General features: G+C 35.5%; 26 protein-coding genes and 2 pseudogenes. 8 read left to right on the forward strand and 20 right to left on the reverse strand.

What is annotated here, in order from left to right; translation table 11 throughout:
* Nucleotides 1-27: 27 nt before the first annotated feature.
* The 3 genes from C4E06_RS28390 to C4E06_RS29335 are packed head-to-tail and all read right to left on the reverse strand — an operon-like array spanning nt 28 to nt 1,142.
* Entirely contained in the window at nt 28-399 is a 372-nt protein-coding gene (locus tag C4E06_RS28390) for a ComEC/Rec2 family competence protein (protein WP_198648974.1), read from the reverse strand.
* Nucleotides 362-646, reverse strand: a complete 285-nt coding sequence (locus tag C4E06_RS29330) for a DUF4131 domain-containing protein (protein ID WP_198648975.1) — start codon at nt 644-646, stop codon at nt 362-364. Before C4E06_RS29330 ends, C4E06_RS28390 begins: the two co-directional genes overlap by 38 nt.
* Before the next feature lie 22 nt (nt 647-668).
* The gene (locus tag C4E06_RS29335) at nt 669-1,142 is read right to left on the reverse strand and encodes a DUF4131 domain-containing protein (RefSeq protein ID WP_198648976.1); all 474 of its coding nucleotides are present in this window, start codon (nt 1,140-1,142) and stop codon (nt 669-671) included.
* Between the two features lie 185 nt (nt 1,143-1,327).
* On the opposite strand from C4E06_RS29335, the gene C4E06_RS23080 reads away from it, so the two are divergent.
* The 3 genes from C4E06_RS23080 to mdh all read left to right on the forward strand — a co-directional run bounded on the left by C4E06_RS23080 (nt 1,328) and on the right by mdh (nt 4,000).
* On the forward strand, nt 1,328-2,725 hold the full coding sequence (locus C4E06_RS23080; protein ID WP_107670722.1) for a DICT sensory domain-containing protein: 1,398 nt from the start codon (nt 1,328-1,330) through the stop codon (nt 2,723-2,725).
* Between the two features lie 69 nt (nt 2,726-2,794).
* Entirely contained in the window at nt 2,795-3,010 is a 216-nt protein-coding gene (locus C4E06_RS23085; protein ID WP_107670723.1) for an NAD(P)H-quinone oxidoreductase subunit O, read from the forward strand.
* 15 nt (nt 3,011-3,025) lie between these two features.
* Nucleotides 3,026-4,000 carry a malate dehydrogenase gene (gene mdh / locus C4E06_RS23090; protein WP_107670724.1) on the forward strand — a complete coding sequence of 325 codons (975 nt, stop codon included), beginning with the start codon at nt 3,026-3,028 and terminating at the stop codon, nt 3,998-4,000.
* A 258-nt stretch (nt 4,001-4,258) separates the two neighbouring features.
* Here the strand turns inward: mdh and C4E06_RS29340 are convergent, their stop codons facing one another.
* Entirely contained in the window at nt 4,259-4,393 is a 135-nt protein-coding gene (locus tag C4E06_RS29340; RefSeq protein WP_255412190.1) for a hypothetical protein, read from the reverse strand.
* Between the two features lie 154 nt (nt 4,394-4,547).
* Between C4E06_RS29340 and C4E06_RS23105 the strand changes: the two genes are divergently transcribed.
* A complete protein-coding gene (locus C4E06_RS23105) occupies nt 4,548-4,901 on the forward strand; it encodes a hypothetical protein (protein WP_107670725.1) in 354 nt (117 codons plus the stop codon).
* A 5-nt stretch (nt 4,902-4,906) separates the two neighbouring features.
* Here C4E06_RS23105 and C4E06_RS29045 read toward each other — a convergent pair.
* The 3 genes and pseudogenes from C4E06_RS29045 to C4E06_RS23120 all read right to left on the reverse strand — a co-directional run bounded on the left by C4E06_RS29045 (nt 4,907) and on the right by C4E06_RS23120 (nt 7,725).
* A pseudogene (locus C4E06_RS29045) lies at nt 4,907-5,256 on the reverse strand (hypothetical protein).
* Complete coding sequence (locus tag C4E06_RS23115) at nt 5,253-5,969, reverse strand: LOG family protein (protein WP_107670726.1); 717 nt, start codon at nt 5,967-5,969, stop codon at nt 5,253-5,255. The pseudogene C4E06_RS29045 and the gene C4E06_RS23115 overlap by 4 nt, the downstream one beginning before the upstream one ends.
* Before the next feature lie 121 nt (nt 5,970-6,090).
* Nucleotides 6,091-7,725: an alpha-keto acid decarboxylase family protein gene (locus C4E06_RS23120; RefSeq protein WP_107670727.1), complete on the reverse strand. Its 1,635-nt coding sequence runs from the start codon at nt 7,723-7,725 to the stop codon at nt 6,091-6,093.
* A gap of 396 nt (nt 7,726-8,121) precedes the next feature.
* On the opposite strand from C4E06_RS23120, the gene C4E06_RS23125 reads away from it, so the two are divergent.
* Complete coding sequence (locus C4E06_RS23125) at nt 8,122-8,877, forward strand: dienelactone hydrolase family protein (RefSeq protein ID WP_107670728.1); 756 nt, start codon at nt 8,122-8,124, stop codon at nt 8,875-8,877.
* 33 nt (nt 8,878-8,910) lie between these two features.
* Here C4E06_RS23125 and C4E06_RS23130 read toward each other — a convergent pair whose 3' ends face one another.
* Entirely contained in the window at nt 8,911-9,570 is a 660-nt protein-coding gene (locus C4E06_RS23130; RefSeq protein ID WP_107670729.1) for a DUF6629 family protein, read from the reverse strand.
* A 42-nt stretch (nt 9,571-9,612) separates the two neighbouring features.
* Entirely contained in the window at nt 9,613-10,359 is a 747-nt protein-coding gene (locus C4E06_RS23135) for a TspO/MBR family protein (RefSeq protein ID WP_107670730.1), read from the reverse strand.
* Nucleotides 10,360-10,486: 127 nt separating this feature from the next.
* Here C4E06_RS23135 and C4E06_RS28405 point away from each other — a divergent pair, with 127 nt between their 5' ends.
* The 3 genes from C4E06_RS28405 to C4E06_RS23150 are packed head-to-tail and all read left to right on the forward strand — an operon-like array spanning nt 10,487 to nt 12,079.
* A complete protein-coding gene (locus C4E06_RS28405; protein ID WP_107670780.1) occupies nt 10,487-10,693 on the forward strand; it encodes a hypothetical protein in 207 nt (68 codons plus the stop codon).
* 34 nt (nt 10,694-10,727) lie between these two features.
* Nucleotides 10,728-11,276, forward strand: coding sequence for a hypothetical protein (locus C4E06_RS23145; protein WP_107670731.1), 549 nt, complete (start codon nt 10,728-10,730; stop codon nt 11,274-11,276).
* 44 nt (nt 11,277-11,320) lie between these two features.
* Nucleotides 11,321-12,079, forward strand: coding sequence for an SDR family oxidoreductase (locus tag C4E06_RS23150; RefSeq protein ID WP_107670732.1), 759 nt, complete (start codon nt 11,321-11,323; stop codon nt 12,077-12,079).
* A 43-nt stretch (nt 12,080-12,122) separates the two neighbouring features.
* Here C4E06_RS23150 and C4E06_RS23155 read toward each other — a convergent pair whose 3' ends face one another.
* From C4E06_RS23155 to C4E06_RS23205, 11 genes and pseudogenes are all read right to left on the reverse strand, one after another.
* Nucleotides 12,123-16,676: a tetratricopeptide repeat protein gene (locus C4E06_RS23155; protein ID WP_107670733.1), complete on the reverse strand. Its 4,554-nt coding sequence runs from the start codon at nt 16,674-16,676 to the stop codon at nt 12,123-12,125.
* A 41-nt stretch (nt 16,677-16,717) separates the two neighbouring features.
* A complete protein-coding gene (locus tag C4E06_RS23160; protein ID WP_107670734.1) occupies nt 16,718-18,358 on the reverse strand; it encodes a CHAT domain-containing protein in 1,641 nt (546 codons plus the stop codon).
* A gap of 5 nt (nt 18,359-18,363) precedes the next feature.
* On the reverse strand, nt 18,364-19,626 hold the full coding sequence (locus C4E06_RS23165; RefSeq protein ID WP_107670735.1) for a tetratricopeptide repeat protein: 1,263 nt from the start codon (nt 19,624-19,626) through the stop codon (nt 18,364-18,366).
* Nucleotides 19,627-19,823: 197 nt separating this feature from the next.
* The gene (locus C4E06_RS23170; RefSeq protein WP_107670736.1) at nt 19,824-20,081 is read right to left on the reverse strand and encodes a type II toxin-antitoxin system RelE/ParE family toxin; all 258 of its coding nucleotides are present in this window, start codon (nt 20,079-20,081) and stop codon (nt 19,824-19,826) included.
* Nucleotides 20,065-20,280 (reverse strand): hypothetical protein, encoded by a 216-nt coding sequence (locus C4E06_RS23175; protein ID WP_198648978.1) that lies wholly within the window; start codon nt 20,278-20,280, stop codon nt 20,065-20,067. Before C4E06_RS23175 ends, C4E06_RS23170 begins: the two co-directional genes overlap by 17 nt.
* 87 nt (nt 20,281-20,367) lie before the next feature.
* Nucleotides 20,368-20,619, reverse strand: coding sequence for a UPF0175 family protein (locus tag C4E06_RS23180; RefSeq protein ID WP_107670738.1), 252 nt, complete (start codon nt 20,617-20,619; stop codon nt 20,368-20,370).
* Nucleotides 20,620-20,654: 35 nt separating this feature from the next.
* The gene (locus C4E06_RS23185) at nt 20,655-20,885 is read right to left on the reverse strand and encodes a hypothetical protein (protein WP_107670739.1); all 231 of its coding nucleotides are present in this window, start codon (nt 20,883-20,885) and stop codon (nt 20,655-20,657) included.
* A gap of 29 nt (nt 20,886-20,914) precedes the next feature.
* Nucleotides 20,915-21,139: a type II toxin-antitoxin system HicB family antitoxin gene (locus C4E06_RS23190; RefSeq protein ID WP_107670740.1), complete on the reverse strand. Its 225-nt coding sequence runs from the start codon at nt 21,137-21,139 to the stop codon at nt 20,915-20,917.
* Nucleotides 21,140-21,144: 5 nt separating this feature from the next.
* A complete protein-coding gene (locus C4E06_RS23195) occupies nt 21,145-21,354 on the reverse strand; it encodes a type II toxin-antitoxin system HicA family toxin (protein ID WP_107670741.1) in 210 nt (69 codons plus the stop codon).
* Nucleotides 21,355-21,373: 19 nt separating this feature from the next.
* Nucleotides 21,374-21,481: pseudogene (locus C4E06_RS23200) on the reverse strand (UPF0175 family protein); the annotation flags it as partial.
* 430 nt (nt 21,482-21,911) lie between these two features.
* Nucleotides 21,912-22,952 carry a tetratricopeptide repeat protein gene (locus tag C4E06_RS23205; protein ID WP_157951216.1) on the reverse strand — a complete coding sequence of 347 codons (1,041 nt, stop codon included), beginning with the start codon at nt 22,950-22,952 and terminating at the stop codon, nt 21,912-21,914.
* Between the last annotated feature and the right edge of the window lie 28 nt (nt 22,953-22,980).

A 22,980-nucleotide genomic window follows, 5' to 3' on the forward strand; every position in this document is an offset into this window, starting at 1 on the left:
ACTTATTTTCAATGTAAGGACTGGTAACTAATAACGCAAGGTTGCCAAAAAACTTAACTGAAATCCTAAGTCCCAAATCCATAAAGGATTAAATAGTAATAATAAAAATGCCGATAATAATAGAGTGCCTAGGGCATTCGTTTTTCTCTCTAGGACTTGACTAATTAAAATAGCAGTTCCCATTAAGCTGGCTCTCAAAATTGATGGTTGAATTCCCGTTAAACCAACATACAAAATTAAAATAATAATACCAATTATCAACTTTTTCTTAGGAGAAAGAGAGCGAGTTATCCAAAAAATAATTCCCAATAATAAAGCCACATGAAACCCCGATGCAGCCAAGACATGGGACAGTCCCATATTAACAAATAAATCCCGAATGTCTGGAGGGTAAATCAACCGCCCTTCTTCCGAGAATCATCGAACTAATGACTAACCCATTTTGCTCTCCTAAAGCATCAGTAAAGCCGTTAATAATACGAGTTCGTAAGTGAGTCCATCCCCAAGGTTTTTTATGATCTCTAAAGATAATTTTGTCTCCTTTTAATCCAGAGAATGCCCCTTGTTTAGCCAAGTATTTTTTAAAGTCAAACGCTCCAGGATTTTTCGGCGATCGCGGTTGATAGAGATTCCCTTCTATAATCAAAATTTGACCAGGATAAATAAGGTTAAGCTCTTGGATAGGTAGGGGTAATATACACCTTACCTGTTACCGTTTGAAATTGATCATCACGGAGATTAACATTAACCTTTTGTGCTTGCAACCAAAACTTTTTACGGTCATTGTTTGTTAATCTCGGTTCCGATAAAAGCGTTCCGAGCAATTGGACTTTTTGAGGTTTAAAATTATCTTGAATCAAGTAACTGATATCCGTTGCAGCAGGAGAAGGAATACGCCATTGAAAATAAATAACCCCTAATAAGGCAACCAAAGAAACAACCCCCCAAAATTTTAAAGGGGGACAGCGTCGCCAACGACGATTTAATAGAATAAAGAGACCAATAGGAATAATGGTAATTAATAAAATGACCATAGACCATTGTTGCCAAGAAGGATGAGGATTCGGAAACCCCCAGATTCCGGTTAATAATAAGCCTCCCAAATAAGCAAAAATAAGAATGAGATAATGAAAAGAATTCATTAAAATTTTCCAAGGAAATCAGTAAGAATGATGGAGAATAAAGCAATCACTAATCAAATTTAAAAGATCAAAGGGGTCAAAAAGGAGAAATTATAAAAATTGTTAACAAAACTCAGGGAAATAACTCAAGAGATCCAGAATGGTGAGAGAATATTAAAACATAAGAAAAGAGCGATTATAAAAGGATGAATCCTACTAGCACCACATCAGAACTATCGCTATATCAACTAACCCAAAGCACTGACCCTCATTTATCACCCTTAATTGTGCCGGCTAGTACCTTTCGGGAATGGGTTGATAATGCGATCCAATTTTTAATTGACGAAGAAATACAGGCCACAGTGTGGGCAAAATTACCCCCTAATTCCCGTTGGTGGACAAACCTAGACCAATATTATCAAGAAGGACTTTCTCAACAAATCTATCGTTGTACCATTAGTCGCAGTAGTGGGACTGCACCCTCTCGTCAGGGTTTCCATCCCGCTTATGGTTCCCAGGATAACTTCACCCCTATCGTACTAGAAACGAACACTCAGCTAAAACGGGAGCATTTTTGTGTCATCTTGTCCCCTCAACTGTGTACTCTCATTTTGGCACAAGAACAAATTCCAGCCGAAGAAGACCCCCCGTCAGGACTTCTAGAACCCACGGTCCTCAAAGTGGTTTATAGTTTTAACCCGACCACTATCCAAAAGGTCTTATCAGGGATTAAACATCTGATTACCATTACCGACACCACCCCAGTGGAAGTGTTAGGAGACTCCGTTTTAGCCTTTCCCTTACCCACCACCGTCGATGCTACCCTGTTAACCAAATTATGGTTCCAAGTGTTGCGTCCCAGTGCAGGTGTGGGAGCGCAAATGTTACCCGAAACCAGTCACACCCTTGCCCAAAAGAATTTGAGCTTAGGAGAGGAGTTTCTCAAACCCCTCACCACCGAACTGAGTACCCCGTTAACCAACATGAAAACCGCCTTACGGTTGCTAGAATCCAAACAACATAAACGGGATATTCGACAACGGTATATCGACCTATTGAAAAAAGAATGCGATCGCCAAAATAACCTATTGCTAGGATTACAAGAATTACTTCAACTCAATCAAAGTTTAGAAGACGCACAACCCACGGTTCACCTCGAAGAAGTGGTTCCAGGAATCGTCAGTACCTATCAAGCGATCGCCGAAGAAAAAGGAATCATCTTGGGTTATACCATTCCCCCTGGGTTTCCCCCGGTGGCCTGTCCCAATGTGTGGTTACGACGCATTCTACAAAACATTATTCACAATAGCCTCAAATTTACCCCATCAGGAGGACGCATTACGGTACAAGCAGCCTTAAAGTCCGAAGGGGTAGAGATATCCGTCGCTGATACAGGAATGGGTATCGAAAACAACGATTTACCCAAACTATTCGATAGTTTTTATCGAGGACGAAATACCCTCAATCGTGATCTTGAAGGCGTGGGACTGGGATTAACCATCGCCCATCACTTAATCGAACAATGTGGGGGAAAAATCGATATTGTCTCTCAAGTGGGGAAAGGGACTATTGTTAAGGTACTCTTTCAAGAATCCTCCGATTGAACCGTTATTGGTTACTGATTGATTGTGCTTTGCTACGATGAGAAGGAAACTCTAAAAAAAGGAACCATTATGGCAGGTAAAATTAAAAAAGGTGCATTAGTGCGGGTCGTTAAAGAAAAGCTCGAAAACAGTTTAGAAGCTAAAGCCAGCGATACCCGTTTTCCCGCCTATTTGTTTGAAAGCAAAGGGGAAATCCTGGAGATGAACGACGAATATGCTCTCATTCGATTTTATGTTCCCACTCCCAGTGTTTGGTTACGCCTCGACCAACTAGAAGCCGTTTAATAAAGTTTAAAGATTATGACTGTCTCTTACGACTCCCTTCTCCCCTGTCAATCTCAAACTGTGGCCATTATAGGCGCAGGGAATGTGGGACGAACCCTGGCCCAGCGCATTGTTGAAAAAGACTTAGCCGATGTGGTCCTCTTAGATGTGGTGGAAGGACTTCCCCAAGGCATCGCCCTGGATTTAATGGAAGCTCAAGGATTGGAATACCATAACTGTGAGGTGGTGGGGACGAATAACTACGAAGAGACAGCCGGAGCCGATTTAGTGGTCATCACCGCAGGCCGCGCCAGAACCCCTGGTATCAGCCGAGATGACCTTTTGGCAATTAATGCTAAAATTGTGGCTGACGTGGCTGAAAAAGCCTATAAATACTCTCCTAACGCCATTTTCATGGTCATTACCAACCCCCTCGATGTGATGACCTATTTAACCCGCAAAGTAACCGGGTTACCCCCTCAGCGAGTGATGGGTATGGCCGGGGTGTTGGACTCTTCCCGTCTGCAAACCTTTATCGCCATGGAATTGGGCATTTCTACGGCCAATGTGACGGCCATGGTATTAGGGGGACATGGGGATTTAATGGTGCCTTTACCCAATTATTGTACAGTTAACGGCATTCCTCTTACTCAGTTATTAGATTCTCCTACCATTAATAGGTTAATAGAAAGAACCCGTAACGGGGGAGCCGAAGTGGTTAAATTATTGAAAACAGGAGGGGCTTATTATGCCCCGGCTTCGGCTGCTTCTGTTATGATTGAAAGCATTTTACGGGATCAATCTCGTTTGTTGCCAACGGCAGCTTATTTACAAGGGGAATATGGATTAAATGATATTTATATCGGGGTTCCTTCCTTTTTAGGTTGTCGTGGCGTTAAAAAAATATTAGAAGTGAAATTGAGCGACAATGAGCGAGAAGCGTTACACATTTCTGCGGATTCGGTTAGAAAAAATGTTCATTTTGCTTTAGAAAGTGTTGGAATTCAATAAAATTAGGATTAAACCAAACCATTGTTACTTCATCTTCAAAATTGCTTCTTCGATTTCTAATTTTTTGGTGCGCTAAACTTTCAATGACAAATCCGTGTCTTTTATAGAAGCGAATGGCTTTAGTATTACTTTGATGAGGTAATAAGTACCTGGACAAAAATAAACGTGACTGTCAAGTGAGCAGGGGAGCAGGGAGCAAAAGGAGCAGGGAGAAGGGGTGACAGCTTGTTTATATTTCTTCTCTACAGTTGATTATATTTATGTCCGACTACTTAAATAAAGTTGATAAATTGGTTGAAGATCATCAAGGGTTGCTTTACGAATAATGACTTTTGCTTGTTTTAGAAAATCTAAATCGAGAGGAGAGGTTTTATTGGTTAATAGGGTATTCATAGCTATTTTCCCCCTACTCACATCCCTACTTTTATTATGACTCTTTTCCTAGAAGAGAGCTATTTCTTCTGGTGAAGTATGGTTAACTTTAGTTTCTCTTCTTTTTAAATTAGATAAAATAAGAAGTAGGGTGATAAGAAAGAAGGATAAAAACATGAGTAAAAATCAATCTTTTCCTTTAAATGACTCTCGTCCTCCTGTCTCTCTAGATTGGGACTTGGGACGAGAACTTGATGATGTAGCCAGTCAATATTTTTATCAAGACTGTGAACCGTCAACGCAAAAAATTCTTTCTCGTTGTGGGTGGTATTTATCCAGCTTTTTTGAAGAGCCGACTTTAGTTATCACTTGTAACGATCAAGTTACAAATTGGTTGATTTTAAAACAATTAATGCCCTTAGCTACGGTATTATACAAATGGCTTAAGACGGCTCACATTCGCATTTATCCCCCCACAGGAGAGGGAACGTTCTTGGACATTCCTATTACTGATGTTCCTTTGGGTTAGTCATTTCAATGTGTTGTTAATCTGTTATCAATAATGAACCATTCATGGTAAACAACCGCCAGATAAAAGTCTTCTCCAACCAAGCGATCACAGACAGCCAAAAAACCAGAGAAGAAAGGATCATCGTCGTAAGTGGTATCTTTGAGAAAGAGCGTTACTGAATTACCATTTTCGCTCCAAATCGTCCGTAGAATGGTGATATTAGCATGGCTTAAATTTTCTATTGGGAGTAATACCCAACGCCCCTCAATGTCCATTCCCAATCTTCGGGGCCTTCATGCTTTTCAATGATCCGATCCCAACGGACGGTTTTAATGTTAGAAAGGGTGGTTTCTGACAATTGTGTTAATTTCATTGAGTTAACCATTGTTGTTTTGTTTTTTCAATAATTTCTATGGCTTCAATGACTGTATCAACACAGTGGGGAATATTGAGATCACTAGGGTCAGCCAGTGGTGTTTTCCCTTGAATCATATATTGATTGGCCCAGTTAACTAAGTCTCGCCACATAGGGCCAACCATAATCAAAGGGATGGGATCGAGATGACGCACTTGTAATAATTGCCAGACCATCAAAGCTTCTAAGGTTGTCCCAATGCCCCCTGGCATAATAATAAAAGCATTAGAAATTAAGACAAATTGATGCAGTCGAGAAAAGAAGGTGCGATGACGAAATACTTCTTCGACAAAAGGGTTGGTTTCTTGTTCCGCTTCGAGGTCAATACGGATGCCAATAGAACGAGTTATATCTTGGGGATCGGCGGCCACACTACCCTCATTCGCTGCTGTCATTAAGCCAGGTCCGCCTCCTGTGACAATATCACATTGCATTTGGGTTAGTTGAGTGGCTAACCATTTCACATCTTGATAAATGGCAGAATCTGACTGAATTCTCGCACTGCCAAAAATAGTAACACGGAACCGCTCTCGTTTAGGAGGGCGTAAACTGGTTAAAGCATTAATGACCTCCCACAACTCTAAAACCGCTTGTTTCACTACTTTTAGAGTTCCTTCTGGGTCATTAAAACTAACCAGATGAGGGGATAAAGGGGATTTTTTTCGGTTCATTGGGATACCCCAGTGAGATAAAGAATGTTGTATGAGAGATGCTGCTGCGGGTAATTTGTGGGGTTAATTTAATTATTCCCTACTTTTTCTGATATTTTAGCTCAAAGGTTTAGGTGGTGACTTAAACTTTTTCTCTTAAAGCTTTAGTTAATCGTTTTAAAGCTAAAGAAGTATCTGATGGGTCTAAATGAACATCTAATAGGCAAAAGCCCTCTGTATAGGTTTGACTTTTTTCTAACGCCAATTCTAACTCATCTTCGGTTCTAATATCAAAGCCTTTCCCCTTATTGAAAATAGTAGGAAGCTGACTATAATTCCACAATAATATGTCATTAAATTTTCCGTCTTGCATCGGTCTTTCAGTTCCATAGCCTAAATTATTGAGAACAATAATAATCGGATTTAAACCATAACGAACAATGGTGGATAATTCCATCCCAGTCATTTGAAAAGCCCCATCCCCCACGAGAACTAAAGGACGAATATTGGGGTTAGCCATTTGCGCGCCAATACTAGCAGGAACAGCAAATCCTAAAGAGGCATAATAAGCAGGAGAAAGAAAACGACTTTTTTGATGGACAACTAAATCGGCTCCAGCAAATAAGGCATCACCCACATCGGCAATGACAATCATATCATTACTGATAAAAAGATTGAGTTGTTCAAATAATCTTTGAACCGTTATTTTTTCTCCAGGTTTAACTGAGAAGTCTGTGGAAAGTGGCAAACGAGAAGGTAAGTCAACTTGGCGATGCTTGAGGTCAGCGTTTAATAACCCATTGAGGAAATCAACTAAAGAGATATCTTCATAATTATGAAAATGGATTGAGGTTTTTTCACTGTTAACATCAATGAATGATTGAGGATTCAATTTAGCTGTAAATATTCCTAAGTTGACATCAGACAGAAAAGTTCCCAAGGCAATAACACAATCACTTTCTTCTACATATTTTCGGGTAAATTCTTTTCCCATTGCCCCTTCATAAATTCCTAAATTGTTAGGGTGCATTTCGTTGATGACTGATTTTCCTAGTAAAGTTTCGGCTACAGGAAGATTCGTCTTTTCAACTAATTTAACTAGGGACTCTTGTAACTTAAAACGATGAATTTCTACCCCAGCTAAAATGACAGGATGATGAGCTTGATTAATCAGGTTAACGGCTTCTTCTAACGCTTCTTGTAGTGCATCAGGATTAGATGAAGCGTTGTTTGTAGAAGGTCGATTATCAGTACCCAGAGTAACATTAACCATATCTCTAGGAATTTCAATGTAAACCGGTCTTTTGTAGCGTAAGGCGGCGGTTAAAACCCGTTCAATTTCAGAGTAAGCTGTATCAGGATTATCCAAAACCGTAGAGGCTACAGTTATTTCTTGAAAGACTTTATATTGAGTATCAAATTCTTTGACTTTATGGTGTAGTAAAGGATTTTTAGTTCGTTCATTAACGCCAGGAGAACCACTAATAACCACCACAGGGGACTTTTCAGCAAAGCATTGGGCTGTAGTATTAGCAATTTTTAACCCCCCCACACAATAGGTAACACAGACAACGCCCAATCCCCTCAAACGAGCATAAGCATCCGCTGCAAATCCTGCCCCTTGTTCATCACAAGTATTAATAAATTCCAGTTCACTCTTTTCTAAGAGTTTATTAAATCCTAAAACAAAATCTCCTGGGACTCCAAAGACATGATTAACGCCTAATTGTAATAGTCGTTCAATTAAATAGTTGCCGATAGATTTATTATTTTCCATTTTTTTGTGCCTTAAATTTAAAACAAATGTTTGAAGTATTATTAAGTTATTTCTTCTCTGAAACCTCTATAAAAAATGATTTTTATGATTGATAGTTATATCCTGGCTTCTTTATTTCTATTTTAACTTGAATTATCGGTTTTCAGATGAATATAATCGGTCAGTGACCCTCTTTGGAGAAACAAATCATAGCACAATACCGAAGACGACGAAGTTGAGGGCAAGACCATTACACTCAAGACGAGTTTAACCAACCCACATATTGTCTTACTCAGTGCCGACGATACTACCATTCATTAAGAGGAAATCAAATGTTGGCCTCTCTTTCTGCTGAATAGTATTTATCATGGAGACATACACGGAAAACCTTTGTAATCATTAACACTCTCTTTCAATATGCAAGTCAAACGACAAAATATGAGTATCCTGGTAGATGATAATGCTATGAGAATCTACCTCGTTAGTCCAGACAAAGTTGGAAAATATCCAGGCATTTTATTTTACAGTGATATTTATCAACTGGGTTCTCCCATAACTCGTTTGGCTGATCATTTAGCAGGATACGGTTTTGTGGTGGCGGCTCCAGAAATCTATCATCGTCAGTTACCTATCGGCACAGTGATTGAACCAACTGATCTCGGAAAGATACAAGGGAACGAAGCAGCCAGAAAAACCGCCACATCAGAGTTTGATACCGATGCTAATGCTGTGATTGACTTTTTAAGTAAACATGAGGGAGTCGCTTCTCAACCAATAGGTGTCATGGGATTTTGTATTGGAGGACATTTGGCCTGTCGAGCAGCCTTAAATCCCCTGGTTAAAGCCTCCGTGTGTGTCTATCCGACAGGAATTCATAGTGGTAAATTAGGAAAAGAAAAAGCCGATACTTTAACAAGACTTTCTGAAATTCAAGGGGAACTCTTCTTAATTTTTGGCACATTAGATCCTCATGTTCCAGAAGAAGGAAGAGTCATCATCAAGCAAGCTTTAGAAAAAGCTAAAATTAGACATAAAATAAGAGAATATAAAGCTAATCATACTTTTATGAGGGATGATGGCTATCGATTCGATCCCGTCGCCACTGATCACGCAATGCAAGAAATTATCTCATTTTTGCAGTCTAAATTAGTTAATTTGACCATGGCTTATTGATTTTACCTTAAATTTTAGATTTATTGTTGACTATTAACTTATTTTTTGGGCTTTTACATCAAAGGATAACTGATTCATGATTAAATAAAGAAAACCACTAAGCAAAGCGGCAAAAAAGCACCAAACTGATACTAAAGTGACTTGAAAAAAGAGTTGACTCATAATAAACGATATAATTATTAAACTTCCAAATAATTTTAAGGGAGTAAATTCTATTATCAAAAATGGAAGAGTAATGATCGATAGATATAAATATTTACAAACTGCAAATAAAGGAATAAATCTTAAATCATAGAAAATATTACCTGAAAAGATTTGAGGTTGGATTCCATAATACATTATCCAAGTAAATAAATAACTACCTAATAATAATCCTAATAGGGTTAAAATTAATAATTTTTGTTTTTTATGATTATCTTTCTCAAGAAAATAAATAGAAACAGGACTTAATATTAACCACAAAAACGTAGCAAATAATAAAAATCCATAAGTTCCTATCATAGTTACTTGGTTTAATGAATTATTATTAATCCCAATCCATACTAATCCTTCTAAACTTTGTTGTAAAGCAAATAAACAAGGAAATGAACTTAATAAGACTTCTCTTTTGGATGAGGTTTGTTTTAAAGTACCAATTCCTAATATTAATAAACTCCCAGCCACACTGAAACTAACAGTAGCAGAAAAACACATAATATCTACTCTAATTATTACGATTAAGAATTTTAATTAAGATTAACGTTCTCCTCTGCTTTCCTGTTTCATCGGATATAAAGGCTCACAACCATTCAACTGCCAAATACTATAAACGAGGGCGCAAGCAACCGTAATCCAAATAACTGAAGGGGCAAGTAATAAACCAGCTAATATAGTCATTTTCCAATAAATAAAGGTGACAACAATGGCTGATAACCAAGGGCCAATAATCACCACTGGAACCGCTGCGCCTAATCTTCCTTCCACTGTGAAAATAGTATTCCAAGTGTCTCCTAATGCTAAGTGAATGACAAAGGCAATTAATGGCAAGGCTAAAAAATTTTGTCCAACAGCTTGCCACACTAATACAGAAGAGATTATTCTTAATACTCCAATGGTCATCCAAATAATCGGAAATGCTAGTGGAGGAGGGGCCCAGTTGGGTCGAATGACTTGCTGGTATCTTCCACTACTACGAGTATTATCTAAAGGCGAAAACAGCCGGGAACGAAGGGTTAGCACGGCGAAAAATACACTAGCGACCGCCGTTGGCAACCAACTCAAACTATTCTCTACTAGCAGTTGGCTAACCACCCATTCCATTCCAGACAAAGCCAATACCATTAAGCTAATTTGTAAGACAGTCCCACCTAAATAAATGAAGAAAGCTTTCCCATCAAATGCTTGAGTATTGATATTTGAATCATTTGAGGGTGATGGGGTTTTAACTCCCATGACAGAATTAACCACATTTTCAAGCCTATTCGTTGACTTTGATTGACTCATGTTCCTTTAAAAATTCTTCTTTTCTTATTCTACAGTTATAGACTCCAATTTTCTCAAATTATTGGAGACATTAAATGATAATATTTGAATTTGAGAATACTAAAAATACAGAACTTAATCGATGATCTTGTCATTTGTTATCATTACAGCACAACCTGGACTGATGACTAAAGAAATAATACTTAATATTCTGAAAGACTATCCCCAAGCAATAACGGTTAAAGAACTAAGTAAAAAGCTAAATCAACCTATTTTTATGGGACAAACTTGTTTAAAATTATTAGTTTCCTGTAAAAAAGTGACGACTAAGAATATAGAGATGATAAACTATTAGTATCTTAAGTGAAATAATAATTATAGGACGACTGATGATAAATTTCAACTACTTACCGTTAATTAACATGATCTTGGTTTCTTGTTTGGCCATGTTTCCCAATGTGGTCAAGGCCGAACAAATATTATTATTGAATCTCCAATACAAATCTGATACAACCACAACCAGAGAAATTCAATTTTATGGTAATGATCTTGATCCAAATTCCACCTCTATTGATGATAAATTTTCCCTAAAAATAGACGGAAAATCCGTTGACGCACCTGATGAACTTTATAGACGACTTGATAGATTAAGGCGTAATTTTAGTTACGACAGTCTTTCAGGCGGCATTCAAGATCCCCCCCAGCGCATGGTTAGTTGTAATTTGGGAGGACCGGCTGAGGGAATGATTCTTTCGGCCCGCTATTTGACTTATGAAAACTTTCAGATTGTTGATCATGAAATGCGACCAGTATTTGGTATGGCTGAAAACTGTTTATTCAAAGACCTTTACCAACCCGTTAATTCAAATGCTAGGGAGGATGCGCGAGGGGTAATTGAAATTTTGAATACCCTTAATTTGCTAGATTACTCAGATTAAATATCAAACTTGAAATTATTAGTAAAAAGAGGGATTAAAAATAAATGCTAAATAATTCAGATTTAATTTTAGTGGCAGGTGCTACTGGTGGTGTGGGTCAATTAGTGGTGGCTAAATTATTAGAAAAAAATATTTCGGTGCGTGTTTTGACGAGAAATCAAAGCAAAGCTAAACAGATGTTTAATGAGCAAGTTGATATTGTGGTCGGAGATATTCGTTATCCTGATACTCTGACAACAGCTACAAAAGATGTCACTCATATTATCTGTTGTACAGGAACCACCGCTTTTCCGTCTCAACGATGGGATTTTGTCAACTTATTTGACCCTCAAAATACCCCTCAAGCAGTGGATGGGGAAGGCGTAAAAAACTTAATTTTAGCGGCTCCATCTAGTCTCAAACGATTTGTTTTTGTCTCTTCTTGTGGTGTGTTAAGAAAAGATAAATTACCGTTTAATATTCTTAATGCTTTTGGTGTCCTTGATGCCAAACTTTATGCAGAAAATACCCTTAAAAGTTCGGGATTACCTTATACAATTATTCGACCAGGACGATTAATTGATGGTCCTTACACTTCTTATGATCTTAATACTTTATTGAGAGCAAAAACTGATGGAAGTAAAGCAGTTATTTTAGGAACTGGGGATACTTTAAATGGGGAAACGAGCCGAATTGATGTCGCTAATGTTTGTGTTGAATGTTTAAATTATGATGTCACAATTAATAAAGCAATTGATCTCATTAATTCAGGAGATAGACCAGCAGTTATCAATTGGGAAAAACTGTTTAGTCAGATTAGCTAAGATGGGAACAGGAGCAGAAAAATAGCTAAATAAAATTATTAGATTAAATTCCGTTTCCCATTAAGATAAATGGCGACCAATAATGAGGATGTTTTAACTCTGAACTATTGATAAAGTCTAACTGTACTGTTTGTAACGCTTCTGCTTTTGTTAAACTTTGATTTGATTGGGATAATTTAGCATAAAATTGCTGCATTAATTGACTGGTACTCTTATCATCAACTTTCCATAAAGAAGCGATAACTGACTCAACTCCTCCGTTTAGAAAATAGTAGCTTAAAGAGTTAATTTCTATCCCTTCTTCTTGGTTGGGATCATTAATTAATTGATCCCCTAAAGCAGTTTCGCAAGCTGATAAAACCGCTAAATGAATATCTTTTAAATTTCGTTTTAAATTAATTAATTTATCAATATCTAACCTATCTTGATGTAAAACTAAATAAGATTTCTTAAAAAATCCTGGTTTAAAAATACCATGAGTAGCAATATGTAAGATATTTTTTTGTGTTAAGTTATCTTTTAGATTCTGAAAATAAAAGTTTTCGTTAATTAAAGAAATCCCGTTATAAATTCCTTTTTGATCATTGGGGTTGTTTTCTTCTTTCACAATCAGATCAATTTCTTGTTCAACATAAGGTAACGGATGATGTCCAGGTAATTTTGAGCCTCCTCCTGCTAATATTTTAATATCGTCTGAGTTATTGGGTAAGCGATCGCGGGTATCAGTTGATTCTGCATTAATAATATTGGTGACGGTATATTTTTCAATTAAATAGTTATCTCCATCATATAATACTTGCATGGGAATATAACGAGTTGCTCGATCCAAAGCGAAAACTAAATGCTGAATATTTCCTGCGTTTAAGTCTGTTTCGAGTGGTTTAATTAACCAGTTATATAATTGTTTCGATTTTGTTTGTAATTGTGTAATATCTGAATTAGGATTATCTAACAAGTTTCTTAATTTTAAAACTGTATTATTTAATTCAGTTCGGGTTACATTAGCAATTTCTTTATGACTGACAATTTGTCCTTTAACTGCGATTAATAAGCGAAGTTTATCGTCTAATACTAGAGGATAAATAACCATAGTTCCTGGTTTTTGATTATAGTTATCGCTTGCTTTAATAATGTCTTCAGTTGCTTCATCATAAAAATTCCTGGGATCAAAAGCACCATCATCTAAATATTTTCTTTGACGTATTGCTGTGATTAATTGATCTAATGCTTGGTTATATTCATCCGTTAGTTGATATAATTCGTCTTCTAAAATGGTACATTCAGATTCTTCACATTGTTCAATCTTTTGAGAAAAAGCGACTAAACTATTGTATTTCTCAATAATAATTTTTTCTTGGGGTAAGAGAATAACATCACTCATATGACTGCGAAGATTAGAATTTCGGGTAAATTCTTGAACCTCTTGTATTTTCAATAATTCTAAGACTTGTTGTGCTTCTAAAATGCGATCTTGAGATAATAATAAGTCAGCTAAACGACGATAAGTATTAGCAATTGTATTAGTATAAGATTGTTGTAACTCGGTGGAAAGTCCTTGAATATCTTTTCTAATTCCTTCTCGAATATTAACCGATTGTTTAAAAAAGATAATCGCTGCTTCGGGTTGGTTTTGTTTTTCTAGTAAGAAACCCATGTTACTTAAACTGATTCCTTGATTTTCGCGATCGCCGATTTCTGCAAACATAGCTAAGGATTTTTCATAGTAGGAGATCGCTGTTTTATACTCTCCTAGTGTTTGATAAAAAAGACCTAAATTATGATAAGAATTAGCTTCACTTTCAGGATTACCAATTTCTCTGGCGATCACTAAAGATTGATTATAATAGGATAAAGCTTTTTCGTAATTTTTAACCGTTAGATAAAGATTCCCCAAGTTGTTATATAAATCTGCTTCACCTTTGCGATCGCCGATGTCTGTGGCAATGGTTAAAGATTTCTGATGATAAGAAATTGCTTTTTCATGATCTTTAAAAGCATGATAATCATTGCCTAAATTGCCTAATGAGAGGGCTTCCCCTTGACGATCGCCGATTTCTCTAGCAATGCTTAATGGTTTTTCGTGGTAAGCGATCGCTTGTTCATAATCTCCTAAATAATAGTAAACATTGCCTAAATTATTATAAGAATTAGCTTCACTTTTGGGATCACTGATTTCTGTGGCGATCTGTAAAGATTTCTCATGATAAGAAATGGCTGTTTCATAGTTAGCTAGACTCTCATAAACATTGCCTAAATTGTTTAAGGATGCTACTTCTCCTTGACGATCACCGATTGCAGTGACAATGCTTAATTGTTTTTCGTAGTAGGAGATGGCTTTTTTGTAGTCTCCTAGATGGTGGTAAACATTGCCTAAATTGCCTAATGATCCTGCTTTACTTTTAGGATCTCCGATTTCTCTGGCAATTTGTAAAGATTTCTGATGATAAGAAATAGCTGTTTCATAGTTAGCTAGACTCTCATAAACAGTTCCTAAATTGTTTAATGATGCTGCTTCCCCTTTGATATCTCCGATTTCCCGTTTGATGGTTAAAGATTGTTGATGATAGGCGATCGCTTTTTCATAGTTAGCTAAATTCTCATAAACAGTCCCTAAATTGTTTAATGAGGCTGCTTCCCCTTGAGGATCACTGATTTCTCTTTCAATGGCTAAAGATTGTTGAAAATAGGCGATCGCTTTGTTATATTCTCCTAGAGACTGATAAATATTCCCTAAATTGTTATAGGAAGATGCTTCACTTTTTCTATCTCCAATTTCAGTTGAGATAGTTAAAGATTGCTGATAACAGGCGATCGCTTTGTCGTATTTTCCTAGAGACTGATAAATATTCCCTAAGTTGTTATAGGAAAATGCTTCTGCTTGTTTATATCCGATTTGAGTGGCGATTGCTAAAGATTTCTCATGATAAGAAATAGCTGTTTTATATTCTGCTAGAAACTCATAAACGTTACCTAAATTAGTATAAGAAGATGCTTCACCTTCTCTATTTCCAATTTGACTTGAGATAGTTAAAGATTTCTGGTAATAAGAAATCGCTTTTTCATATTCTCCTAAAGAATTATAAATATTCCCTAAATTATTATAAGAAGCAGTTTCAACTTGTTTATCTCCAATTTGAGTTGAGATAGCTAAAGACTTCTCATGATAAGAAATTGCTGTTTCATAGTTGGCCAGATTTTCATATACGTTGCCTAAATTACCATAAGAAGATGCTTCCCCTTTTCTATTTCCAAGTTGAGTTGAGATAGTCAAAGACTTCTCATGATAAGAAATCGCTGTTTCATAGTTTCCCAAAGAATTATAAATATTCCCTAAATTATTATAAGCAGCAGCTTCAACTTGTTTATCTTTGATCTCTGTGGCGATCGCTAAGGCTTTCTCTTGATAAGAAATAGCTTTTTTGTAGTCCCCTAAAACCTTATAAACATTCCCTAAACCATTATAAGCATTTGCTTCTCCTTCTCTATTTTTAATGGCTATTTCTATCGACAAGGATTGCTCATAATAGGAGATTGCTGTTTGATACTCTCCTAAAGTATAGTAAACATTTCCTAAATTTTTATAGGTTTCTGCTTCATTACTATAATTACCTTCTTCTTTCCTAATAGCTAATGACTTCTCATGGTAGAAGATAGCTGTTTGATAGTCTCCTAGAGAAAAATAAGCATTTCCTAAACCATTATAGATATCAGATTGATCGTTTTTATCTCTAATATTAGTGATAATTTTTAAAGCTTGTTGAAAATAAGCAATCGCTGTTTTATAGTCTCCCAGAACATTATAAGCATTTCCTAAACCTTTATAAGCATCCACTTGACTTTCTTTGTCTTCAATTTCTGTGGCAATTTTTAAGGATGTTTCATAGTAAGAAACTGCTTTTTCAGACTTTCCCCAATGATAGTAAGTGTTCCCCAAATTATCATAAGAGTCTGCTTCCCCTTGTCTATCTTTTATCTCTATTGCAATCTTTAAAGCTTCTTCATAGTAGGCGATCGCTTTTTCAAAATCTCGAAGGCTAAAGTAATTAAGTGCTAAGTTATTTAATGCGTCAGCTTCCCCTTGAAGATTACCGATTTCTCTTTCAATCGTTAAGGACTTTTCTTGATAAGAAATAGCTGTTTCGTAATCTCCCAAAGCATTATAAGCAAGGGATAAACCCGTCAAAGATAAACTTTCACCTTTGCGGGTTTGTATTAGGTTTTCTTCCTCATTATTTTCTCTTACTTCTATTTGAATAGCTAAAGATTTTTCATAGTAGAAAATAGATTGTTTATGGTTGTTTAAAAAATAAAAAGTTGCACCTGACAATATATAACAATTCGCTTCTCTTTCTTTATCTTCGATTTCTTGATAAATCTTTGATGCTTCTTCCCAAGACTGTAATGCTTCTCTATATTCACTGTTATTAAATTGTTCAATTCCTCGGTTACGTAAACGATCTGCTTCTGCTTTTCTATCTTCTATAGTTTGTGCTAATACTTGTATTTTATTCCTAAAAATTGGTAATTCTAGGAATAGTATTGGTGACGTTGCTGCTAATACTGCTACGGTGAGAAAGATAACTGTTTTAGGTTTCATATTTTCAATTATTAATTATCAATTATTAATTATTAATTAGATTAAATTCCGTTTCCCATTAATATAAATGGCGACCAATAATGAGGATGAGAATGATCATAGTTTTCTTTTTTTGTCAAGGTTTTATTGATAAAAATTAATTGTACTTTTTGTAACGCTTCTGCTTTGGTTAAACTTTGATTTGATTGGGATAATTTAGCATAAAATTGCTGCATTAATTCGCTAGTTCCGTTATCATCAACTTGCCATAAAGATGCCATAATCGTTTTAGCACCACCAGTTAAAAAATAGTAGCTAATGGCGTTAATTTCTATCCCTTCCTCTCGGTTAGGATCAACAATTAAACTATCTCCTAAAGCGGTTTCGCAAGCGGATAAAACCACTAAATGAACGTCATCTAAATAGTCCCCTAATATTTCAATATCAGGAATGGTTAATTTTTCTCCATTTCCTAATACTAAATAAGAATCATATTGATTTCCTGTGGTAAATTTCCCGTGGGTGGCAATATGTAATAGTTTTCGTTCTTCTAAATTATTTTGTAAATTATTAAAGTGAAAGTCTTCATTTAAAAAAGAAATTCCTGGGTAAATTCCTTGTGTATCGTTGGGGTTGTTTTCTTCTTGAACAATAAAGTCTATTTCGGTTTCTACATGATCAAGTTTTGTTTGTCCAGGAATATTTGATCCTCCCACTGCTAAGATTCTATTTCCTTCAATAGTATCAGGAAGACGATCTTGTGTGTCGGTTAATTGGGTATTAATAACGTTGGTAACGGTATAGTTTTCAATGAGATAATTTTCTCCATCATATAATACTTGCATGGGAATATATCGGGTTGCACGATCCAGTGAAAAGACTAAATGATTAATTTTCCCTTCGGTTAATTCTTTTTCGATGGGTTTAATTAACCAATCATATAATTGTTTAGAGGTATTTTGTAATTCTGTAAGATCAGAGTTGGGGTTTTCTAATGCTAAACGGAGTTTAACAACGGTGTCATTTAACTGTTGACGACTCACTTGTTTAATTTCCCTCGAACCCACAACTTTTCCTTTAGTTGCAAACAGTAATCTTAATTTATCATCTAATACTAAAGGATAAATAACCATTGTTCCTGGTTGGGTGTTATGTTGATCACTTGCGCTAATAATTTTTTCTGAGGTTTGACTTAATTCTGTGGGTTCAAAGAAAGCGTCATCATCACCGCGACGAGTGCGAATTAATGTCGCAAGTTCTCTGACTGATTGATTATATTCTCGTTTGAGTTGATTGCGTTGATCTCTTAATTGTTTGAGTTGGGGACATTGATTATCTTCACAGTCTTTAATTTCGTTAGCGAAAGCGATTAAATTACCGTATTGTTCAATGATTTTTTGTTCTTGGGGTAAAAAAGTAACGTCTTTTATCTCTCCCCGAATACTACGGTTACGAGTAAATTCTTGAACCTCTTGTATTTTCAATAATTCTAAGACTTGTTGCGCTTCTAAAATGCGATCTTGGGACAATAATAAGTCAGCAAGACGACGATAAGTATTAGCAATAGTTTCAGTATAGGATTGTTGTAATTCGGTAGAAAGTCCCTGAATATCTCTTCTAATTCCTTCTCGAATATTAACGGATTGTTTAAAGAAGATAATCGCTGTTTCGGGTTGGTTTTGTTTTTCCAGTAAAAAACCCATGTTACTTAAAGTTCTTCCTTTACTTTTATAAAAGTAACTAACGATAGGTTATAAAAAAATCTTGATTCTTTATATTTTTTTAAGGACATATAAACATTACCTAAATTAGCGTAGGAACGACCTTTACCATGACTATCATTGAACTGCGTTTGAATAGCTAAAGACCGTTCATAGTAGTCGATGGCTGGTCTGTACTCTCCTAAACGGTAGTAAGCATTTCCCAAACTTCCATAAGAATTAGCTTTACTGCGTCGATTTTTAATTTTAGTCAAAGTAGTTAATTGTTTTTCGTAAAAAGAGATAGCTGTTTTATAGTCTCCAAGGTGGTAGTACGTATTTCCCAAATTACCAGAGGAATTGGCAATACCTTCGTAAGCATCAATTCTAGAAAAGATAGTCAAAGATTGATTATGATAAAAAAGAGCTTTTGTATAGTTTCCTAGAAAGTCATAAACATTGCCCAAATTGCCATAAGAAGCAGCCTGGCCATAGTGATCACCGATTTCTGTTTGAATAGCCAAGGACTGTTGATAGTAAGAGATAGCTTTTAGATAATCTCCTAGGTTTTTGTGTTCAATACCCAAATCCATATAAGAGTTAGCTTCACTTTGACGTATATCCTGAGTGTTATCAGTAATACTGATTTGACTGATGATTGTTAAGGACTTTTGATGAAATGAGATAGCTGTTTCATAGTTTCCCAAAGAAGAATATAAAATCCCCAAATTACGATAAGAGTTAGCTTCCCCTTGTCTATCACCGATTTCTTTCTCAATAGCTAAGGATTTCTCATAGTACAAAATAGCTGTTTCATACTCTCCTAGTCTTCTGTAAACAAGACCCAAATTGTTATAACATTTAGCTTGCTCGTTACGCACTGCTCTGCGAATGTCCCCCTCAGCAAGATCAGCTATTTCTGTATAAATAGCTAAGGACTGCTTATGAAAGGAGATAGCTATTTCATACTTTCCTAGTCTCCTGTAAACAAGACCTAAATTGCCATAAGAACCAGCCTCTCCTTGTTTGTCATCGATCTCCTGATAAATCTTTAATGCTTGTTCATAAAACTGTAATGCTTCCCGATATTGACCACGGTCATATTGTTGCATTCCTTGATTAAATAATCTATCTGCTTCTGCTTTTTTATCTTCTGTTGTCTGTGCTAATAAGGGTAAATTTCCCCAGGAGTTTTGCCATTCTAGGGAGGTTAGGGGTGATGTTGCTGCTAATAGCATCACCGTGAGGGAGATCAGGGGTTTGGGGGTCATTGGGAGTTCGGAGTTCGGAGTTCAGAGTTCGGAGTTAGTACGCTTTCAGTGACCAGTTACTTGTACTGAGCTAGGTCGAAGTATTAAGTTATGTAGAGAACAACAGCAGCGTTTTTTCGATAATTAGGTTAATGATAGCTAAGTATTCAGGTAAAAAGCAATAATAATGTTTAAATAATGCACGTTAGAGAAAATAGTTAATAAATTTCACGACGATGACCTATCCTAACGATAATAATCTCTTTTAATTCTAGGTCAAATTCATAGATCACTCGATAGTCTCCTACTCGCAGTTTATAAAATCCTGACCAGTTAGCTGTTAAGGGAATATGGGAAACTTGCTCAAAATTAGTCTTTAACCAATTTATTTTTTTTAGAATTCTTACTCGTACCGTCTGAGTTAAATTATCTAAATCATTAATAGACTCTGGTTCAAAACTAAGATGATAACTCATCATTTCCTATTCCATATTTTTTATATACTTCTTCTGCTGAAATTGTCTGTCTTCCTTGCTTACGTTTTCCTTGTATTTCTAGTAAAGTTTCCATGAAAGCTTGTTTAACTTCTTTTCCCTCATCTGGATCACCAAAATAGTTATCTAAGGTTTCATTTACTGTATCTCGAATTAATTCTTGTAACTCTTCCTTAGTCATATTTTTAATTTGCATGGCTATTTCTCCAGTCAAAGCAATACTTACATGATAACAAAAATAAGATTAAAAGCATTAATAATATATAAATCAAGGAAGTTCTAATTCCTGTTCTAAATCATTAAAGTCAACCTGAAAAACATCTATTTTGTGCTGTGCTAATACTTCTAAAAAATCTCGACGATTTAACCCTGCGACTTGTGCTGCTTTTTCTTGAGAAAGTTCTCCTCGTTGATACCAAAAAATTGCAGCAGCTAAACGCATTTCTGCACAAAATTCCTCTGGTGACTTACGACGTGCAGATAAAACTTCTTCTGATAAATTAAATGTAACTTCTACCATTTTGATTAACCTTTAACTAAGAATCGATGACAAAATTAACACAATAACCCATTATTCCCTATTTCATATTTTCTATAAACTTCTTCTGCTGAAATTGTCTGTCTTCCTTGCTTACGTTTTCCTTGTATTTCTAATAAAGTTTCCATGAAAGCTTGTTTAACTTCCTTTCCCTCATCTGGATCACCAAAATAGTTATCTAATGTTTCATTTACCGTATCTCGAATTAACGCTTGTAATTGCTGATCAGTCATATCTTTAATTTGCATAGCTGTTTCTCCAGTTCTTGTAATGTTAGTTATACGAGTTGAATTGATTGATCAAAAAAGTTGGGTTTTGGTAAAGGTTCATTATCTTCTAACGCTGAATCAATTAATAATTCTAAAACTTCTTGTGCATTTTTTAATGCTTCCTCATAAGTCTCTCCATGAGTGTGACAAAATTCTCCCCATTCGGGTAAACTTACCACATAACAATTATCTTCTTCTGACCATTGAATAATAATTGTATAATTAATTTTCATGAGTGTTAATCCTCCTGATTTTTAGCTACTTGTTTCAAAGCATTATCCACATCTTTTTCTTGGTAAGATTTTGCATCATCCCCATCTTTACCTGATAAAGTTAGTTTACCAGATAATAAAGGGTGTGACCATTTTGTATGACTTCCCTTAGCCGGTTTTTCAGTAAACCCTGCTTTTCTGAGTATTTGCTTTAACTCCCTAATTTTCTTTGGCAATGTTTTCTTCCTCTATTCTTTAGGCATTTTCTAAATCAGATAATAACTCTTCTTCTGTTAAATCAATCAGAGGAATATTATAATCACTCAGTTTTAAAAGAAAAGTAACTCTATCAACTCCTAATATAGTTTAATCAAAGCTTTGTTATTATTTTCTAAACGCTAAATTTCCCCCATCCAAGAAATTTTAGCGTGGTGCTGAGTTTAACACTGTTAACCCCCTACAGGCAACCAATGCAAATATTCTTATTTTTGTCAATACCACTTTACGAAACTTTATTTTTGACTTAGTACAGTTGCTCAAAAAAGTTAACCTGAAAGGGATTTTTAGGGAAAATAAGCAGCGATCGCTCACTCTTTGTTACGCAAAATAAGCCTTACAAACCCTTATTTCAATTTTGCACACACTGGCTACAGATTTTTATCTCTGACATAATACCATAAAAGCGCATAAACTCGTTAATAGTTGAGAAAAATTCTCACACATTACGAAATGTAACTAACCTCAATTGATTGAAATATTTAACGGGAAAGCAAAATAAAATAACTATAAATTATTAATTATCCATGAGAGATAAATATCCTTGTACTAATTCTGCGTCCGATACTCGACCTGATTGTTTATAATTTTCTTGTGCTTGTGATAATAGGTTTTTTGCTGTTTCCAACTGTTGATTAATAACCGCAACAGAAGCTAAACCTGTTTGTGAGGCTGCCATTTCTTCTATGTTTTTCCCGAATTTGGCTAACTCTAAGGATTGTAAGTATTGTGTTTTAGCTGCTTCTGTTTTCCCTAAATAAAGATACATATCACCCAGAAGTCTATGAATAATGGGGGTTTTAGATTCAGTTTTGACAATAGTTTCTAAGGTATCAGCTGCGTCTAAAAATAACTTTCGATTTTGATTAACATAAACATCAACTAACATCAATGCTTTGGCTTCTTCGTTAACATCTTCTTGTTTAATTTCATCAATTTCTTTTTGTATGGTGTCTTGAATAACAGAAAGCACCCTATTTAATCGAAGTTGATAGAAAGGAGAATTATCATTACCTGCTGTCACAGATAAAACATAAGGAACTTTAGGAAGAAAAGCCGAACCATCATAAATAATGTTAGTATCATTAACTAATTTTTCCCAGATAACTTCTTCTCCTACTGTAATTTTAACTTGATAAGAATCAGCATCTTTGATTGATGGCCAGATTAATATAGGTTTATCACTTATTATTTCGGTTTGATATTGATAACTCCCATCTAATAATTCTGGAAAAATACTGCCAATTCTCGGATTAGTATTACGATTTCCTGGACAAAAGTTCGCTAGTCCGGCAATATCTCCAGGTGAGAGAGATTTTATTGTTTTATCCGCATCCGCACATATAACTTTTACTTCTGCTGTTTCAGATAGCTTAATTAGATCACCATATTTGATAATCATTCCTTTATCAGCAGGGAGAAAGTTTTGAGTATTTTTACGTTTAATAGTGACTTCTCCTGTCAATTCTAAAATACGTGCAGCTTGAGCAACATTTGAGATACTAATAATACTAGAAATTATCAATAAATTAATAAGTATTTGATAGATTTTCATCATAATTAACTCTAAAACTTTTAATCCTTTA

The organism is Cyanothece sp. BG0011 (assembly GCF_003013815.1).
In the GTDB taxonomy this organism is placed as follows: domain Bacteria; phylum Cyanobacteriota; class Cyanobacteriia; order Cyanobacteriales; family Microcystaceae; genus Crocosphaera.

Bases quoted from the DNA above. Each gene is read 5' to 3' on its own strand.
- C4E06_RS29335 (WP_198648976.1), bottom strand. From the start codon at position 1,142: ATGAATTCTTTTCATTATCTCATTCTTATTTTTGCTTATTTGGGAGGC.
- C4E06_RS23080 (WP_107670722.1), top strand. From the start codon at position 1,328: ATGAATCCTACTAGCACCACATCAGAACTATCGCTATATCAACTAACC.
- C4E06_RS23085 (WP_107670723.1), top strand. From the start codon at position 2,795: ATGGCAGGTAAAATTAAAAAAGGTGCATTAGTGCGGGTCGTTAAAGAA.
- mdh (WP_107670724.1), top strand. From the start codon at position 3,026: ATGACTGTCTCTTACGACTCCCTTCTCCCCTGTCAATCTCAAACTGTG.
- C4E06_RS29340 (WP_255412190.1), bottom strand. From the start codon at position 4,393: ATGAATACCCTATTAACCAATAAAACCTCTCCTCTCGATTTAGATTTT.
- C4E06_RS23105 (WP_107670725.1), top strand. From the start codon at position 4,548: ATGAGTAAAAATCAATCTTTTCCTTTAAATGACTCTCGTCCTCCTGTC.
- C4E06_RS23115 (WP_107670726.1), bottom strand. From the start codon at position 5,969: ATGAACCGAAAAAAATCCCCTTTATCCCCTCATCTGGTTAGTTTTAAT.
- C4E06_RS23120 (WP_107670727.1), bottom strand. From the start codon at position 7,725: ATGGAAAATAATAAATCTATCGGCAACTATTTAATTGAACGACTATTA.
- C4E06_RS23125 (WP_107670728.1), top strand. From the start codon at position 8,122: ATGCAAGTCAAACGACAAAATATGAGTATCCTGGTAGATGATAATGCT.
- C4E06_RS23130 (WP_107670729.1), bottom strand. From the start codon at position 9,570: ATGTGTTTTTCTGCTACTGTTAGTTTCAGTGTGGCTGGGAGTTTATTA.
- C4E06_RS23135 (WP_107670730.1), bottom strand. From the start codon at position 10,359: ATGAGTCAATCAAAGTCAACGAATAGGCTTGAAAATGTGGTTAATTCT.
- C4E06_RS23145 (WP_107670731.1), top strand. From the start codon at position 10,728: ATGATAAATTTCAACTACTTACCGTTAATTAACATGATCTTGGTTTCT.
- C4E06_RS23150 (WP_107670732.1), top strand. From the start codon at position 11,321: ATGCTAAATAATTCAGATTTAATTTTAGTGGCAGGTGCTACTGGTGGT.
- C4E06_RS23155 (WP_107670733.1), bottom strand. From the start codon at position 16,676: ATGAAACCTAAAACAGTTATCTTTCTCACCGTAGCAGTATTAGCAGCA.
- C4E06_RS23160 (WP_107670734.1), bottom strand. From the start codon at position 18,358: ATGGGTTTTTTACTGGAAAAACAAAACCAACCCGAAACAGCGATTATC.
- C4E06_RS23165 (WP_107670735.1), bottom strand. From the start codon at position 19,626: ATGACCCCCAAACCCCTGATCTCCCTCACGGTGATGCTATTAGCAGCA.
- C4E06_RS23170 (WP_107670736.1), bottom strand. From the start codon at position 20,081: ATGAGTTATCATCTTAGTTTTGAACCAGAGTCTATTAATGATTTAGAT.
- C4E06_RS23175 (WP_198648978.1), bottom strand. From the start codon at position 20,280: ATGACTAAGGAAGAGTTACAAGAATTAATTCGAGATACAGTAAATGAA.
- C4E06_RS23180 (WP_107670738.1), bottom strand. From the start codon at position 20,619: ATGGTAGAAGTTACATTTAATTTATCAGAAGAAGTTTTATCTGCACGT.
- C4E06_RS23185 (WP_107670739.1), bottom strand. From the start codon at position 20,885: ATGCAAATTAAAGATATGACTGATCAGCAATTACAAGCGTTAATTCGA.
- C4E06_RS23190 (WP_107670740.1), bottom strand. From the start codon at position 21,139: ATGAAAATTAATTATACAATTATTATTCAATGGTCAGAAGAAGATAAT.
- C4E06_RS23205 (WP_157951216.1), bottom strand. From the start codon at position 22,952: ATGATGAAAATCTATCAAATACTTATTAATTTATTGATAATTTCTAGT.